Genomic DNA, 17,314 nt, shown 5'->3' on the forward strand with positions numbered 1-17,314 from the left:
CCCTTTATTTCTTTTTGCGACGTCTGATAATGTCTTTATCAGTGCGCTTATTTCGACGAGTTTTATGACCTTTAGTTGGCACAGCCCAAGGAGATACTGGGTGACGACCACCTGAAGTACGTCCTTCACCACCACCATGAGGGTGATCAACCGGGTTCATGGCAACACCACGAACAGTAGGCCTGACGCCTTTCCAACGCTTACGACCAGCCTTCCCAAGATCGATATTGAAATGATCTGAGTTACTAACTGAACCAACAGTTGCGTAGCACTCTTCGCGTACGCGTCTCATTTCACCACTTGGAAGCTTGAGCTGAGCATATCCATCTACTCGTCCAACCAACTGAGCCGAAGAACCAGCACTACGAGCCATTTGGCCGCCTTTACCAGCTTTCATTTCAATATTGTGGACTACAGTACCAAGGGGCAAATTCTTAAGAGCAGTTGCATTACCAGGCTTCACATCTACTTTTTCCGATGTGATGACTTGGTCACCTTTCTTAAGGCCATCTGGAGCCAAAATGTATCGACGCTCACCATCAACAAAAAGAATTCGAGCGATGAATGCCGTTCTATTCGGGTCGTATTCGATATACTCTACCTTGCCAGGTATGTCAATCTTGTTACGCTTAAAATCGATCATTCGGTAGTGTTGCCTTGCACCGCCACCCTTATGACGAACAGTGATACGACCCGTATTGTTACGACCACCGTTACGACTTTTAGCCACTGTAAGAGGACCGAAAGGTGCAACTTTGTCTAGGTCTCTATAAGAAACTACAGAGGCTCCTCGTCGAGAAGGAGATGTAGGTTTAAATTGCTTAATTGCCATGACGCTAAAGTCCTTTCTTATTGCTCTTCAAACAATGGAAGCTTGGCGCCTTCAGCTAAGGTGACCACAGCTTTTTTTGTTTTCGTAGGCTTGCTAAAGTTCATTCCTCGACGCTTGATTTTGCCGCGTGTGATGAGAGTTTGAACCTTCGCTACTTTGACATCCCATAATTTAGAGACAGCCTTCTTTACGTCTTCCTTAGTCGCGTCGCGACGGATTACAAAGGTGTACTTGCCTTCATTTTCGCGTACGTCGTTACTTTTTTCAGAAAGGACAGGCTTAATGATGACGCTATATGGATGCATTACTCAGCTCCTCCCAATCTTTTGTTAAGAGCTTCAAGAGCCTGCTCAGAGATAACAAAGTTCTCGTAGCGCAACACATCTTCAACGTTAAGTTCAGCAGTTGTCTTTGCTGCCGCACCGTTGATATTGCGAGTCGACTTGTAAAGGAAGTCTGCAGCTACGTTATCTGCTAGAAGTGCATGACTAGCTTCTAGAGCAGAAAGAGCACCAACAACTTTCTTTGTGCTGTAAGACTCAACAGAGAAGTTATCAACAACCACAAATTTACCGTGGCGAACTTTGTCAGAAAGAGCGACTTTCAAAGCAAGCGCTTTTGTCTTTCTATTTACTTTTTGTGTGTAGTCTCTTGGCTGAGGGCCGTGAGAAACCGCACCACCTGGGTAATGAGGAGAACGACTAGTACCTTGACGAGCGTTACCTGTTCCCTTTTGTCTAAAAGGCTTCTTACCACCACCGTTTACCGTTGAACGTGTCTTGGTTGCATGAGTTCCTTGACGACGGTTCGCTCGGTAGGCTTTAACCACATGATGAAGCACGTGATCGTTAAGCTCGAGGCCGTAGATAGCTTCTGGCAAGTCAATCGACTTAACTTGCTTTCCGGTAATATCTTTAACTGCTACTTGCATTTCTTAAATCTCCCTCGAGAGCCAAATTACTTGGACTCTTTTAGCTTGGTAGATGGTTTAACAATTACAAACCCGTCTCTGTGACCAGGAACAGAGCCCTTAAGAGCAATTACGTTCGCTTCAACATCCACATCTACCACTTTGAGATTCTGAATTGTTCTTTGAGCAGAACCCATGTGCCCAGGCATTTCTTTGTTCTTGTAAACGCGACCGGGAGTCGTTCTTTGACCAAGTGAACCAGGTCTTCTATGAAAGTGAGAACCATGAGTTCTTCGGCCAGTCTTGTGTCCCCAGCGTGTAATCGAGCCCTCGAAACCGTGACCCTTAGTTACACCAGTGACATCAACTGCTTTTACTTCTGCAAGAAGATCAGCACTTAGCTTTGACCCTAACTCAAGCTCAACAGCTGAGTCGAATCGGTATTCTTTGAAGCGTGTGAAATTCGCTTCGATTCCACCTTTTCTTAGTCTTGTAAGATCCGGCTTATTTAGCTTTCTTTCCGGCTTCTGGTAGTAGCCGACTTGAATTCCGTGATATCCATCGCGATCAACAGTTAGAATTTTTGTGATTTGTTGATCTTCAACCTTCAACAAGGTTACTGGTATCATTTGACCTTGCTCATCGAGAACTCTGGTCATTCCTACTTTCTTTGCGATCAGTCCCTGCATTGCTATGACTTTCGTTGATTCTAGTTGTTACGTCCATCAAACAAGCGACAGTTTCTCATGCTAAAACTGACGTTACCCTAATAAAGTTTAATTTCGACATCGACACCGGCAGCTAAGTCTAGCTTCATGAGTGCGTCGATTGTCTGCGCCTTGGCATCCATGATGTCCAAGACACGCTTGTGAGTTCTAACTTCGAATTGCTCACGAGACTTTTTGTTTACATGTGGGCTACGTAGTACCGTGTATCGATTGATAGCTGTCGGAAGCGGGATAGGACCTGCAACGCGAGCACCGGTTCTTTTGGCACGCTCTACAATTTCGACCGCAGACTGATCCAACAATCTATGATCGTAACCCTTTAAACGAATACGAATATTTTGGCTGCTCATTATCTAAAACCCTACAAGTTTAACAATGGGTCATCGAAAACTCGTTACAGGAAAGCTAGCTGGTGAGATATACCAAGACTAAACAGAAGGCATTGGCTTGCTCGGTGCAGGCTTACCTGTAGCGTGGAAGCCGATAGATATACCAAACAAACCGGGGTGTCAAGTCATTTGGACAAATAGATCAGATTTATTTTGTCTCAGGCAAGCTAGCACAATAGCTTCTCATTTCAGAGCTGATTGTCCTTATCATAAAGTTCTTGTCGAAAGTTCCGAAGGCATAGTTAACCATTAGAGATCTGAAGAGAGAAACCCCATGAATATAGATCTTTACCCGCAGACAAGAAATAGTTACGACGTATTTTCAGTCGATCGGATTACCGATAACTCTGTCACTGATTTCGACCTCTTCCTGGACCTTTCAGAAACCATCATACTTTACGCGGCTTCAGGATACAAATGGCTCAAGGATGAACTTGAGTCACTCTTGAAAAACGGCTACGGGGAGTTTCTCATCCGTAAGAAGGACTCTCGCAAGGCTGGGATGTATTGCCAGCTTAATAAAATTCCCAAGATAGACAATGAGCTTCCTCCGTATGAACGAATTAAGTCCATCGAACAGGTTGGTTCTCAGTTCGTGCAATGCCTCTACGACGGAGAAATCACTGAAGCTTGTATCGGCAAGGCAGAAACCATCGCTAGGAGCATCGCCAACTGCGTAGGCGAAGACAAAAGTTGTATCAAGGCTATTTCTGGGCTAGCGGATCATGACTATTATACTTATTTCCATAGTATCCGGGTATCCACCTATGCCGTAGCAATTGCTACGGAAATGGGCCTCACGGACGAAGCAAAGATTCAGGAGATCGCCATCGGAGGAATTTTCCATGACATTGGCAAGAAGGATGTAGGCCTCGATATTGTTAATAAAAGCGGTGCATTAACTGACGAGGAGTGGACCAAAATGAGATCTCATCCGCAATACGGGCACGAATCAATCCGGGACTCTGCCCTGGAATTCGTCCCACAAGAAATCATTCTCCACCATCATGAAAAGCTAGACGGCAGCGGTTATCCCCACGGCATGGACAAGAAAAACCTGCTTCCCGAAGTACAGATAGCAACCTTAGCCGATGTATTTGACGCTCTCACATCGACGCGCTCGTACCAGAACAAACGATCTCGATTCGAAGCTCTCGACTTCATGAAACACAAGATGATAGGGGCAAAGCTTCCCGTAGAACCATTTAAGGCCCTAATATCCTGCCTTAAATAATACGCAAACATTGCATCCCTAGATCATTCGTAGGAGAATAAGCTCTTAAGGCAAACATCAGCAAAGAGCTTATTGGATGCACGCTCGCACCCGACCTTACATCCCTTTTATTGCCAAATTGGTCGCCATAGGTAGCACTCTTGGCCTCACAACAGGGGTTTCAGCTCGAATCTATACCGGGACTTGCCAGCTTGCACAGGAACCTATTCCGAAAAACTACAGCCAAATCTGGCCCAATATCTGCATTCGCAATCACCTTGGAGTTCACTATCTCAACGGAGCCCACCTCAATATGGAAGATCACCGTTTTGAAGATGAGGAGGCAGAAAGCCTGTTTTTCGGGCGCAGCTACCTGGGTTTAAATTTTTGGCACTCCGTGACCATGCATTTCCAAGGCCTCGCCAAATCGCGACAAGATCTCGAACATAGCGATTCCCCAAATTTCGACCAGAAAATCACTGAGTACGCCTTCCTCCAGCTGGGAAACCCGACCCTCTCACCGATCCAGGCATCTGTTGGAAAGATCGATTTACCCTTTGGTCTTAATGATCGCCCCTTGGAGACCCTTATGGACCATGTGAAGAGGAACTACTGGCCAAGGAGGAAGTGGGGTTTACAGCTGAGCAAGAAAAACAACAACCAAACTCGCTACGAAATTGGTGTATCCCTCAAAGACGTCGAAGGCTGGCAAGACACCTTAGAACAAGGAGAACTGGATCAAGCCAGCGCTCGGGCTAGCATCGACCTAGCAGCCCTCGAAGGCACCAAACTGATTGCCTCCTTTCTCACTGATGCTGATAGGCTCGACCACTACAGCATGGCCATCCTAAACAGAAGCCAAGGTGCCTTTATCTCTTTGGAATGGGTCCGGCAGCTTCTACCAGAGGGCTCAAACTACTGGTTTCACCAACTATTTAGGCTTAACTATCTTAGCAAACGGGCCAAATTCAGTCAGTGGCTCATTCAGTTTGAAGACGATCGCAAGAACGCGTGGCTGTTGACGGGACAATGGCGCCTGTTTCCTACTAGCTTCTCCACCTTGATGTTGACTGTGAGTCATCGGAGAAGTTTTCAAGCAGGGGAAAAGTCCAAGTGGTTTGCCTTCTTCGGCACCGAAGTCAATCTTTAGGGGGCGTTTCAAAAATGAAATCGACCCTAATCCTTCTGATGCTCGTGAACGCCATAACCAAGGCACAAGGGAAGCCCTTGCGATCAGCTAGCAAGATGTTGGAAGCTGAAGAGCAAAAACGATCCCAATACGAAAGCGTTCAAAGGGTTGTAAAGAACCCAACCCTTGCTTCCGGTCTCACCAGCGGTGCAAAGTCGATCAACCAAACTGTTGATACCCTAATGGAAACTATTTTTTATAGCATCATGGATCAAACCTTCGATATCGAGTTCACAGCTGACTTAGACCTTGAAACGAACTTCTCCCGAGATGTGAATGAAACCTCGGTGGGAACCTATATCGTCACAGACCAGTTTCGCATTGGCCCCAAATACCAAAAAGAAATCAATCGCATCGGGAACATTCCTATCAACCTAGGATCTGATGGCTATCTGTTTGTTCGCAATATTTATCACCGTACCGATGCGATTCGAGCCTTTGAACGCCGCAACCTTCCCCTCTGGCGAACCCTATTCAATCACTGGTTTGGCATTCTACCTATTTTGGCAAACATACTACCTCCTTCTTTCAATCAGGAAGAACTCTATGACCCTCTAACCTATCTTCAAACGCCGCTCATGATTCCCAGCAACTCCGAACAGGCGTCTAAAATCCCCATTGGTAGCATTAGGCAATACGGGATATCCGGAGGAATAAATTTGTCTTTCGACCCGCTGCGAAAAAGCTTGCTAAGGCTTCAGGATGAGATCAACTCCGAAAACCTGAATGTAGACGTGCCATTTACCGTGTTCAAAACAGGCAATCACACCATCAGCGTTCTTAGAAAAAGCCAATATATTTATTGGGTCCTTGTCACCGACGGACGCACCCAGGGAGTTAAGGTCGAGAGCATCTTAGCCACGAGTTTTAAGTTTTTCACGAAGCTCATCCCCCAGTGGAGTGGCGTGAAAGCTCCATTCTCGCCTATCGATGTTCTCTTATCGAAAGCTAAACTCTCGTCTATCGAGCAACTCTATACCTTTGACTTTCGCTACCCGGTAGCAAGGAAAGCCTATGAAAAAGCCACCCGCGGCGATTTAGCACCAGCATTCCGGGCCCATAGCCGCGGGGTAAAGCAGAAATCTGATTTCACTGGCGTCAGCTTTGAGTTCAACAAGGTGACCTTTGCTCACCAGGAAGGAACGCAGACAGAGCGAAACTTCTTCGTGCAACAGCTGAAACATGCCAACCAGATTACTAGTTCCGAAATTGAAATTCATGACCCCTCGGGGGAAACCAACATCCTGGAAGCAGAGCAAGTCTGGGAGAACTTAGACTGGGATGTACTCGTGGGTGCAGAGAACATCAAGATGAATAATCGCGTTGAAATGAAAGTCAAAAAAGCTAGTAGCTACAGCAAGAAGAACCCTCGTTACCTCTTTGACCCTTATATGAAATCTCCTATCAATATATTTTCAAGTTTGAATATAACCGATCGGTTCACAGACGCCCGCGAGTTCCAAAAGGTTATCAATCTTATGCGTTACTATCTGGCATTGCCTTTGAGAGAGGTACCGACAATACCGGTGTACTCCCATCAACGGCAGCTTCAGTACAAACTCGATAACACGCTCATGAACCCCATGGATGATATTCGCAATATTAAAGTCAGCCCCACATATCTAGGGAAGATGAGTTTAAACGCCCACATTTCTTTTCCCAGCCAATACCTAAAGCATATGTCTCAGAAAAAGCCCTTTCAGATCAGACGAGCTATGGCCCTAGCCTATGGCATGGATGCTAACTACTGGGCTCAGAAGCAGCTTCGTGAGAGATGGAGTTGGATGTTCCAATATATGGGTTGGGTCACTGTGCAACCACTTAAGCTAATCAACTTCAAGGTTCCCGACTTCGAATTCATCAATGAAACAAAGCGCACCGTCGATGCGTTTGAAATGCTCAACCAGGCTGTGACGCCCATGGAACACCTGAACGCTTTCAGCACCCTATTCGATTCTGCCTACCCGGTTCAGCTCATACGAGCCCTATGTTTACTCGGGGACTATAGGCGGCTGCCACGCCTGCTATCCTTTAGCACCCAGGCCAAGCACAAACCCCTTGATACAGGTGACATGAAGCGCGCGAAAAACACCTTTGCCAAGCTCAACCATAAGGTTATCAAGTCACGCACCAAGTTTCCCAAGTCCTTTACGTTCAAAACAATCGATCGTAAATTGGCAGCATTCGATCCCAACAACTTTATCGATAATCGCGCCCGGCCACAGCTTAGCAAGATTAGAATCACTCCCATTAAACGCAAGGATATCGAGTATCTTGTAGACCTAAACCTCAACCTTACCAATAGTGAGCGAAAGACAGTTTATGTGTATATCAAACTAGAGCAGAGTGGTTCAGTTAACTTCGGGCGATTTGTCTTATTCGACCAAGTGATCAAGCTGTCAACAACCAGCAATCGGTCTACAAAAAGAGCCAATGCTCGGACGAGCTTCTATATCAACGGCAAATCGAGCCCATTTGGCTCACCTTTGTCGGATCTGATTATCGGTCTCGGAGGAACATTTAATATTCACATCAGCCTGTCCGAAGATACGCAAACTTGGAGCGATTCCCGTTTTATACAAACTGAGCTCGGTGAGTCTGGGGTAAAAATTCTCTAAACGAGGTGAGTCTCCAAATTACTGTTGACATAAATCTCAGAATGAGCAAAAACTGAGCCTCACTTCTGGTGGCTATGGCGAAGTGGTTAACGCATCGGATTGTGATTCCGACATACGTGGGTTCGATCCCCACTAGCCACCCCACTTTATTTTCCCCCTTTAGAATTCCTAACTGTTTTTTTGATCTACGAACAGACAGGCTCCATGGCATTCAAGTGACGAATGGCTTGTGTGATAATTCTTTGATGCGGCGACATCAACCTAAATCAAAAGTCGGGCTGGATTTTTTTGAGTAAAAAAAGACCGGGAAAACCCGGCCTTAGTATCTAGTCGATGATCTTTATTTCTGAGCGCCGCCGCTGATTCTCGATCCACTTCATGGTTTGATCTCCAATCTGCTCCTGGCGTAAACGCTGACCAAGCTGTCCTTTAACCTTGCGGAACTCATCATTTCCAGCAAATTCCTTTTTCTCTAGATAGAAGAAATAAGCACCCGGACCAACTTTTACAGGTGCTGTGAACTGCTTTTCATCCAAACCTTCGATGGCCTGACGAAAAACCGGTGCTAGGTCCTTCAAGAGAACAGGAGGCATCTTCCCACCGTTCTCACGCCCGCTTTCACTATCAGAATAAACGCGCACCGCTTTCGAAAAGTCGAGACCATCTTTAAGTTCGCTATAGACGCGATCGACAATTTCCTCTTTGCCTTTTTTCACACTGTCTGGACCAGAACTGGGAATGCGAATAAAAAGCTGTCTTAGCGTCAGCTTAATGCTCTCTCCGCTGGCACCAGTTTGCTGGAGATAGTAGATTTCAACATCCTTATCCGTAATCTTCACAGACGGCAAAATCTCACGTCCTTGAAACTGAGAGATTAACATCTGCTTACGCCAGTCTCGGCGATACTGCTCATAGGTCATCCCTTCTTGAGCGAGTGCCTGACGCAAAGAGTCTCGCGTGAGATTTCGACGCTTAATGAACTTGTCGATCTCAATTTCTAACTCCTCGTCGCTAATCTCTAGGTCGAGTTCCTCGGCCTTCTGAAGAATCAGCTTAAGATTGATCGAATCCTGAAGGGCGATGGTGAATTCATCATCATCTTTGGTGGCGGGATAAGGGGAGACCTCCACAAGGACTTTTTTGCGCACTTTCTCCTGAACTTCGCTGTAGGTAATCGGCTCTCCATTAACTTCAGCGACCACACGATCGATTAACTCTTCTCCAAATGCAACTGATTGAAAGAAAAAATATGATAATATTACAATGGCTTGGGCGATTCTACGGGAACCGCACTGAGTGCCAATTCTACCCATTTCTGGTATTCCTTTTCCTGCTTTTGCTTGCGCAATTCTAATTCGATCTTAGGCCTTGCCTCTCCTAGGCTCAGTTTGGACTTTGGGAGTTTTTTTTCAAGCTTTATTATATGGAAACCATAGGTCGATTTGAGGATGCCTCTAATTTCTCCCCGGCGCATGGAAAAAGCTACATCAAAGATACGTGGCATATCCCCCTTGGCAAATGGCCCTAGCAGACCGCCATTCTCTGCTTCTGGTGTGATCGACATTTCACGAGCGTAACGCTCGAAATTATGGACCCGCACCCGGTGCCGTACTCGCTTGGCCTCGTTCTCTGAAGCCAAAACAATTTGACGTATCACAACCCGCTTAGGAAACTCGAAGCTCTTAATATTGGCAGAGTAATAATCAGCAACCTCCTTGTCCGTGACCTCAACCTGGGCAAAGATCCTTTCATTCAGGTACTGAAGAATGATATCCCGCTCGCAAAGCCTATTTTTAAGCCTTTCTTTGTCAGTTGCTGCCAAGAAAAATTCGTTGTTCTGATCGATCGTTTTCTGCCAATCACCGACACAATCTGTGTAACGCGCAGGATCTGAAAGGTTAAAATCGCTGTCTTGCTCGATGAACTCAAAGAGAAGCTTGCGTTCGATCAAGTTTGCAACCAAGCGCTCTCTTAGAGCTTTTAGCTGCTCCTCGCGGTTATACACTTCAGGAATGGATGTTAGGTCGCTATCGTCGATGAGACCCTGGGTAAGAAGGTTATACTCCCACTCAACATCGTCATATGTGATCGCCTTATCGCCAACCACAAGCAAATTTTTGTTATTCGCAAATCGATCGTAGGAGAGATCGTCGGAATCGGGAATATAGATCCCAGTATTTAAAATTTTCCAAAAATAGACCCCAAAACCAAAGAAAAGAATGGTGATCGAGCCGTAAAGATACTTTTTTAACATAGCCAAAGCCTTCAGTATTTCGTCAGCATATCCAGGGCATAGATAAGCCCGTCGAGACCTTGAAAGGCCTCGTCCAACGCTTCTACTGTCACTATCATACTGTAGTCAGGATTGATCTTAAAAACATCTGGCCTTTTTTCGCTGGCTTTGAGTAGCCTTTTGATATGCTCCTTTTCCAAAGATCCAAAAGTTAGCTCGTATTTGCTGTCAGAAACTCGCGACAACGTTACGGCTCTTTGGGTTCTAAGCATCAACTTCAGGCGAGCAACCTGAAATATGGCCCCGCCATCTGCTGGCAATGGTCCATAGCGATCCTGGACTTCAGATTTGATCTCTTCTAGCTCTTCAATCTCAAGGCTAGAGAAGATTCTCTTGTAAATGTTCAGGCGCTGAGACTCAGCATCAATATATGTGGGAGGTAGCGAAGCTTTGATGTCGATTTTGATTTCCGGGTCGATCTCGAACCGCTGTGGACCACCTTGTGACTTGCGAATCTCATCTTCCAAAAGTTGAGTATACATATCAATACCCACGTCACTGATATGCCCCGACTGCGCTCCTCCAAGCAAGTCTCCCGCACCGCGCATTTCAAGATCGTAGTTAGCAATATAGAACCCAGCACCAAGCTCTTGGTGAGCTGCGAGAACCTGGAGTCTCTGCTCTGCGTCCGGTGTCATCATCATATGGGCTTTGGTTAAAAAGTAGGCATAAGACTGACGGCTAGACCGCCCGACTCGCCCTCGCATCTGATAGAGTTGCGACAAACCAAACCGATCAGCACGATTAACAAGGATAGTATTGACATTAGGCATGTCAATCCCAGACTCGATGATGGTAGTGCAAAGCAGCACTGAGAACTTTTGCTCTAGAAAGTCGACAATTACCCTCTCAAGCTCCTGTTCCGTCATCTGCCCATGACCTACCCGAATATCAACTCCTGGGACCAGATCAGACAGGTACGATCTTAATTCTAGGATATCCTCGACTCGATTGTGAACAAAGAACACCTGCCCACCCCGAGCCACCTCTTTTTCGATGGCAGCTTTGATAATACTATCGTCCCATTGAACCACATAGGTTTTTACTTCTAGCCTTTCCGTCGGAGGCGTCATGATCGTAGAGATGTCGCGGAGACCTAGCAAAGACATGTGAAGTGAACGAGGGATCGGGGTTGCTGTTAGCGTAAGAATATCCGATGAGGCTTTCAGAGCCTTTAATTTCTCCTTGTGCCCGACTCCAAAGCGTTGTTCCTCATCGACCACAATCAAACCAAGGTTGCGAGCCTTGACATCCTTGCTCAACACGCGATGAGTGCCGACTAGAACATCAATACGGCCCTGATTGAATTTATCAATCACATCCTTCGCTGCCTTCGCTTTCACAAATCGATTTAATAGGGCTACCACGACACCATATTTCTCAAAGCGCTTTTGAAAGGTATTGAAGTGCTGGTAGCTAAGAACAGTAGTTGGGGCCAAGACCATAACTTGGAAGCCATCTATGACAACCCTCATGGCAGCTCTAATGGCAACCTCAGTTTTTCCAAAACCAACATCACCACAGATTAGTCGATCCATCGGATGCGCGGAACTCAAGTCAGCGTTAACCTCATCTATACAACGCAACTGATCATCGGTTTCCTCGTAGGGAAAATCAGCTTCTAATTGAAAGTATAGATCATTGGGGTTTGAAAAAGCCGTACCTGGGCTTGTCTTTCGCTGGGCATGTATTTTAAGTAGCTCATCAGCCATATCCTTAACAGCTTTTTTAACTCGCTGCTTTTTCTTGGTCCAGCCTTGGCTTTTAAGGCGATCTAAATGAGGTGACGAGCTGCTACCGCCAGAGTATTTCTGTAATTGCTCCAATTTATCGACCGGCAGATAGATCCGATCGCCACCGGCATATTCAATCACCAAAAATTCTGAGGAAAGGCCTGCGACCGAAATATTTTTCATTCCACAGTAGCGGCCAATCCCGTGCTCAATATGAACAACAAGTGAGCCTTCTTTAAGATCGCGAAACGAGCTTAGAACAGCCTTCAAGGACTTCTTGGTTGACATAGCTCTTCGCTTTGGTTCACCAAAGAATGCATGCTCTGGGATGATCAAACATTGATGAAGATCAAGATAAACAGGCTGTGATAGATCCCCCCTAAGGATAGTCACGGACTGATCTTCATAAACATGGCGAAGACATGCCATAACGGGTTTCTTTGACTCTTGCCAAGAAATGTTATGAGCATCAAAAACACTAGAGACTCTCTGCTGCTGAGATTTCGATTGAACAAGTACAAAAACCCTCTGCCCCTCTTGGAGAGTTTCAGCAATCAAGCGCACAGAAGTGTCTAGGTTAAGCGGCCCTAACGTTCGCGACTGCCCGTCCCAAATCTTTGGACCCTCGCGGAAGGGGTTACCAAACTCGATCAGTGGCTGACTAGGTTCTGGCAGTGGCGCAGAAAAGTGCTCTTCTGGAGGGTAGCTCGCCTTGCCGCTTTCTAGGTCCGACTTAAAAGCATTCCTGATATTTTTGGTAAATGAACCATAGTCGTCAACATGCCGTGGCCACGATCCATGTGACAGAATGGGAACACCCTCAATTTGATCCCAAAGTGACCGTTGGCCACTGCTCCGCCGCAACAGAGGAAAAAACAGTGGTAAGGTAGGAAAACGAAAACCTTTTAGAAGAGCATCTACCATGCCCTGGCGTTCGTGACGATCCAAACGTTCATTCGTTAAAAGGAATGTGTGTAAGTCTTGGCTATAGGCTCGATGATTTGAGTGATGAAAGTCAAGTTCAAGGGCAGGCGGGATGAGGCACTCGTTGATTTCTCCTGTGGATCTTTGACTGACGGGATCGAAAGTCCTCATAGTGCTCAGTGTATCTGCGATGAATTCAATGCGTACCGGTTGATCTTGATGAAGCGTGAAGATATCAAGAATACCTCCTCTCTGGGAGTAAAACCCGGGTTCAGTCACCACATCACTTTCCTGGTAGCCTAGATCCCCAATCCTATCGAGTAATTCATCTGAATCGAACTCATCTCCTCTTTTCAGCGGAATGGTTAGCTTTCTCAGTTCGGAGAGTTCAAGCGTAGCTTGCATCAACCCTGGGAAACTAGCTAAAACAACTTTGAACCCTTGTCCTTGCGCTAGCTGACTCAAAGCGTTCATACGCTGGTGCAAAATACGAGCTTGGTTTGCGTAGCGATCACTTCCCCAAAACTGACTTGCAGAAAGCTCAAAGGTTTTGACAGCACCATGAAAGTTCTCGGCGATCAACTCATGCCAGCGCTTGAACTCACGACTATGTGGTAAAAGCACTACAATAGTGCCCTGCCCGTCGCTGCCACGAAACTCTTCCTCAATGGCAACCAAGGTTAAAAACTCAACCTGGACCGGCTGAGCCCCAAGAATATTCAATACCGAATTGTCATAACTTGAGGCATCAAGGCCTTTCAGGTAAGGCTCTAGGGCCACTACTACAGACTTTTTGACACTTTCCATAATCCACTACCTACAGATCTTTCGCCAGAATTCCATGTTTTCCTAGGTGCCGCTTGTGACCCCATCGTTTTTCCTATAAAAGGAGACGTACATCTTCGTAAATGCGGGTCTTCCTGTAAATAATCTACCAAAAAGTTGCTGGTATTCGTTCCGCAAAGTCAAAAGATCTCACAGGAAGTAGGAATTATCCGACAGTATAGGGGAAGAGAATGGAACTAAAGTCTCGCGTCGTTGCAAATAAAAGACTGCTGGTCGCTAACCGAGGCGAAATCGCAACCCGAATTTTTCGTGCAGCCACCGAACTCAATATGCAAACAATCGCTATTTACAGCCATGAAGATCGCTTTTCAGTCCATCGCTTCAAAGCTGACGAAGCTTATAAAGTGGGGCAAAAGGGAGCTCCTCTTGAAGCCTATCTAAACTGGCAAGAGATTGTGGAACTCGCTGTAGATAAAAAGATCGACGCCATTCATCCCGGCTACGGATTTCTTTCTGAGAACGATGAATTTGCAAAGGCCTGCGAAGACAATGACATTCTATTCTGCGGCCCAAATTCAACGATACTAAAAGCATTTGGAGACAAACTCACGGCCAAAAAAGTGGCACTCGATGCTGGTCTGCCTGTCATTCCAGGCACACAAAACCCCGTTGAAACCCTTGAAGAAGCCAAAATCAAGGCCCAAGAGATTGGCTACCCAATCACCCTAAAGGCTCTCTCAGGAGGAGGTGGCAAAGGAATTCGAATCGTCAAAGACGAACCCGAGTTGATCGAAGCCTTCAATCGTGCTCGCTCCGAAGCTATGAGTTCCTTTGGCAAAGCAGATGTCTACTTAGAAAAAAATATTCAAAACCCCAAGCATATCGAAGTTCAGATTGCTGGTGATTGCCATGGTCAAGTGATCCATCTCTTCGAGCGTGATTGCTCGATCCAAAGACGCCATCAGAAGGTCGTTGAACTAGCCCCAGCCATCGGGATCTCTACTGAGACTCGAAGCCAGGTCCTAAAGTACGCCGTGGACGTGGCCAAAAGCGTTGATTATGTTGGTATAGGAACGGTTGAGTTTCTCGTCGATCAAGATGGAAAACCATATTTTCTTGAAGTTAATCCACGAATCCAGGTGGAGCACACAGTTACAGAGATGATTACGGGTGTCGACCTGGTTCAGATGTCCATCCTGATGGCTGCGGGCCGGAAGATGAATCACCCAGCGATTGGCATTGATGGCCAGGAAAGTATCAAAGCCCGCGGCGTAGCCATCCAATGCAGGATTACAACAGAAAATCCTCAAAACGACTTTGCTCCAGATACGGGTGTAATCCTTGCTTATCGACCAGCTCAAGGGTTTGGAATTCGTTTGGACGAAGGCCTAGGTACCTCAGGCGGCCTTGTAACACCTTACTATGACTCCCTTCTAGTGAAGGTCACGGCCCATAGCTTCGACCTCTATGGCGCAGCTCGAAAAATGTCACGGGCTTTGAAAGAGTTCCGCATTCGGGGTGTAAAGCATAATATTCCGCTGTTGATCAATATCCTTGAGCACCCAAACTTTTTGGAAAGTTCAATAGACACAAGCTTCTTATCCAGCCATCCTGAGCTATTCCAATTTAAGCAACCTAGAGATCGAGCGACGCGCCTACTCAAGTTTATCGCTAATACAACGGTCAATAACCCTCATAATTTAAGCTCTAAAAACCGGATCGCAGTCGGGGAAAGCTACTCCTTGCCAAAGACTTCGGAGTTTGAAAAGGACTCAGCCGTCACTGCCAAGAAGATCCTGGAGCAAGCGGGCCCAAGCGGGCTCCAGAGCTGGGTCAAAGAACAAAAGTCCCTGCTGTTGACAGATACTACAATGCGAGACGCCCATCAGTCTCTGTTCGCCACGCGATTGCGAAACTACGATATCTTGCAAGCTTCGGATTACTATCGCACCCATGCTGATCAGTTTTTCTCATTGGAAGTGTGGGGTGGAGCAACGTTCGATACCTGCATGCGCTTTCTAAAAGAAGATCCCTGGGAGCGTCTTGCCATCCTTCGTGAGAAGATTCCAAACATCATGCTTCAGATGCTGTTCCGGGGCTCCAATGCAGTAGGATACACCAACTATCCTGAATGGGTCGTTCGTGACTTTGTGCGACTGACCTGTGAAGCAGGATTGGATGTATTCCGCATTTTCGATTGTTTGAACAATGCTACTCAGATGGTCACAGCCATTGAAGAAGTCAAAAAGCATGGAAAAGTTGCTGAGGCCTGCGTTTGCTACACAGGAAATATTCTCGATCCTAGCAAGACCAAGTACACTCTTGATTATTTTGTCAAGGTTGCCAAAGAACTAGAGACTATGGGTGCTGATATCCTGTGTATCAAGGATATGGCTGGCTTGCTCCGCCCCAAGGCTGCGGAAGTTTTGATCAAAGAGCTCAAGAACAGTATCGACCTACCAATTCACTTGCATACCCATGCCAGCTCAGGATCATCGGAAGCCATGTTGCTCGCGGCGGCGGGAGCCGGCTGTGACATCGTCGATGGGGCCGTAAGCTCCATGTCCGGTTTAACATCACAGCCAAGCCTGAATGCTACGATCTCATCTTTAGAAGGGCAAGACAATTGCCCCACCGTACCTCTCAAGGTTCTCGACGAACTCAGCCGCTATTGGGGCAGCGTTCGAGAGAAATACCATGCTTTCGATCCTGGTTTGAAAGCGACATCAACGGATGTCTACGAGCATGAAATCCCTGGTGGCCAATATTCAAACCTCGTGGATCAAGCTCGAAGAGTCGGAGTCAGCCCGAACGAGTTTTACCAGCTGACCCTTCGCTACAAAGAGGTCAATCAACTCCTCGGTGATATTGTTAAAGTGACCCCATCTTCCAAGGTCGTCGGCGACATGGCCCTATTGCTCCAAAAACATGGACTTACCGGAGAGACATTCCTCAAAGAGAAGCCGAAGTTAGACTACCCCGATTCCGCTATTAGCTTCTTCAAAGGTCACATGGGAGTTCCCTACGGCGGCTTTAACGAAGAGGTTCGCGCGATGGTCTTGGGAGACAACCCACCACCACCATGCGCTCCCCCTGTGGCAAACGACGATAGCCTTGAAAAGGCCCGCCAAGAGCTTGAATCAAAATTCAAACGTTCTATGTCTGATCGCGATGTCTTGTCCTATCGCCTTTACCCAAAGGTCTGGCAAGACTTCATGCAGCACAAGGAGCAGTATGGACGGGTCGAAAAGGTCCCAACTGACCTATTTTTCTATGGATTAGAACCAAACCGAGAGGTTGAAATTGAGCTTGAGATGGGCAAAACCCTTTATGTCAGCCTTTCTGGAATGACAGAGCCCAACGAACAAGGTATTCGGCGCTTGTTTTTCCAGCTTAACGGTTTCCCACGGGCCCTTGAAATCGAAGATGAATCTGCCAACCAAGGATCAACTAAGCGAGAAAAAGCCGACAGCTTTAATACTGGCCACGTTCCCTCACCGATGCCAGGCAAAATCCTAGAGGTGAACATCGTCCCTGGAGATACTGTTAAAAAAGGCCAGGCACTTATCGTGATGGAAGCGATGAAGATGGAGTATATTATCACAGCCAAGGTTGATGGAAAGGCTGAACGAATTCTTGTGAACAAAGGTGATCAAGTGGAAGAGGCTGACTTGCTCGTTGAAATAATAGATGCCTAAA

12 protein-coding genes, 1 tRNA gene and 1 pseudogene are annotated in these 17,314 nt (G+C 46.5%); 5 read left to right on the plus strand and 9 right to left on the minus strand.

Features of this window, described 5'->3' with window-relative positions; genetic code table 11:
• Positions 1-4: 4 nt before the first annotated feature.
• The 5 genes from rplB to rpsJ all read right to left on the minus strand — a co-directional run bounded on the left by rplB (position 5) and on the right by rpsJ (position 2,820).
• On the minus strand, positions 5-832 hold the full coding sequence (gene rplB, locus B9N89_RS01050; protein WP_132314660.1) for a 50S ribosomal protein L2: 828 nt from the start codon (positions 830-832) through the stop codon (positions 5-7).
• A 17-nt stretch (positions 833-849) separates the two neighbouring features.
• Positions 850-1,137 (minus strand): 50S ribosomal protein L23, encoded by a 288-nt coding sequence (rplW, locus tag B9N89_RS01055; protein ID WP_132314659.1) that lies wholly within the window; start codon positions 1,135-1,137, stop codon positions 850-852.
• Complete coding sequence (gene rplD / locus B9N89_RS01060) at positions 1,137-1,763, minus strand: 50S ribosomal protein L4 (RefSeq protein ID WP_132314658.1); 627 nt, start codon at positions 1,761-1,763, stop codon at positions 1,137-1,139. The genes rplW and rplD overlap by 1 nt, the downstream gene beginning before the upstream one ends.
• 26 nt (positions 1,764-1,789) lie before the next feature.
• Positions 1,790-2,431 carry a 50S ribosomal protein L3 gene (gene rplC / locus B9N89_RS01065; protein WP_132314657.1) on the minus strand — a complete coding sequence of 214 codons (642 nt, stop codon included), beginning with the start codon at positions 2,429-2,431 and terminating at the stop codon, positions 1,790-1,792.
• 77 nt (positions 2,432-2,508) lie between these two features.
• Positions 2,509-2,820, minus strand: a complete 312-nt coding sequence (gene rpsJ / locus B9N89_RS01070) for a 30S ribosomal protein S10 (RefSeq protein ID WP_132314656.1) — start codon at positions 2,818-2,820, stop codon at positions 2,509-2,511.
• A 313-nt stretch (positions 2,821-3,133) separates the two neighbouring features.
• On the opposite strand from rpsJ, the gene B9N89_RS01075 reads away from it, so the two are divergent.
• The 4 genes from B9N89_RS01075 to B9N89_RS01090 all read left to right on the plus strand — a co-directional run bounded on the left by B9N89_RS01075 (position 3,134) and on the right by B9N89_RS01090 (position 8,023).
• Positions 3,134-4,093 (plus strand): HD-GYP domain-containing protein, encoded by a 960-nt coding sequence (locus tag B9N89_RS01075; protein ID WP_132314655.1) that lies wholly within the window; start codon positions 3,134-3,136, stop codon positions 4,091-4,093.
• 76 nt (positions 4,094-4,169) lie between these two features.
• A complete protein-coding gene (locus B9N89_RS01080; RefSeq protein ID WP_132314654.1) occupies positions 4,170-5,222 on the plus strand; it encodes a hypothetical protein in 1,053 nt (350 codons plus the stop codon).
• A gap of 14 nt (positions 5,223-5,236) precedes the next feature.
• Positions 5,237-7,879: a hypothetical protein gene (locus B9N89_RS01085; RefSeq protein WP_132314653.1), complete on the plus strand. Its 2,643-nt coding sequence runs from the start codon at positions 5,237-5,239 to the stop codon at positions 7,877-7,879.
• A gap of 68 nt (positions 7,880-7,947) precedes the next feature.
• Positions 7,948-8,023: transfer RNA gene (locus B9N89_RS01090), tRNA-His, on the plus strand.
• 182 nt (positions 8,024-8,205) lie between these two features.
• Here B9N89_RS01090 and B9N89_RS32355 read toward each other — a convergent pair.
• From B9N89_RS32355 to mfd, 4 genes and pseudogenes are all read right to left on the minus strand, one after another.
• Positions 8,206-8,595 (minus strand): peptidylprolyl isomerase, encoded by a 390-nt coding sequence (locus B9N89_RS32355; protein ID WP_412535392.1) that lies wholly within the window; start codon positions 8,593-8,595, stop codon positions 8,206-8,208.
• 159 nt (positions 8,596-8,754) lie between these two features.
• Positions 8,755-9,192 (minus strand): annotated as a pseudogene (locus B9N89_RS32360) (SurA N-terminal domain-containing protein); the annotation flags it as partial.
• Positions 9,138-10,133 carry a peptidylprolyl isomerase gene (locus tag B9N89_RS01100; protein WP_132314651.1) on the minus strand — a complete coding sequence of 332 codons (996 nt, stop codon included), beginning with the start codon at positions 10,131-10,133 and terminating at the stop codon, positions 9,138-9,140. The pseudogene B9N89_RS32360 and the gene B9N89_RS01100, both read right to left, overlap by 55 nt.
• Before the next feature lie 11 nt (positions 10,134-10,144).
• Positions 10,145-13,636, minus strand: a complete 3,492-nt coding sequence (gene mfd, locus B9N89_RS01105; protein WP_132314650.1) for a transcription-repair coupling factor — start codon at positions 13,634-13,636, stop codon at positions 10,145-10,147.
• A gap of 209 nt (positions 13,637-13,845) precedes the next feature.
• On the opposite strand from mfd, the gene B9N89_RS01110 reads away from it, so the two are divergent.
• Positions 13,846-17,313, plus strand: a complete 3,468-nt coding sequence (locus B9N89_RS01110) for a pyruvate carboxylase (RefSeq protein WP_132314649.1) — start codon at positions 13,846-13,848, stop codon at positions 17,311-17,313.
• The last annotated feature ends 1 nt before the right edge of the window (position 17,314 follow it).

Source organism: Pseudobacteriovorax antillogorgiicola (genome assembly GCF_900177345.1).
Taxonomy (GTDB): domain Bacteria; phylum Bdellovibrionota_B; class Oligoflexia; order Oligoflexales; family Oligoflexaceae; genus Pseudobacteriovorax; species Pseudobacteriovorax antillogorgiicola.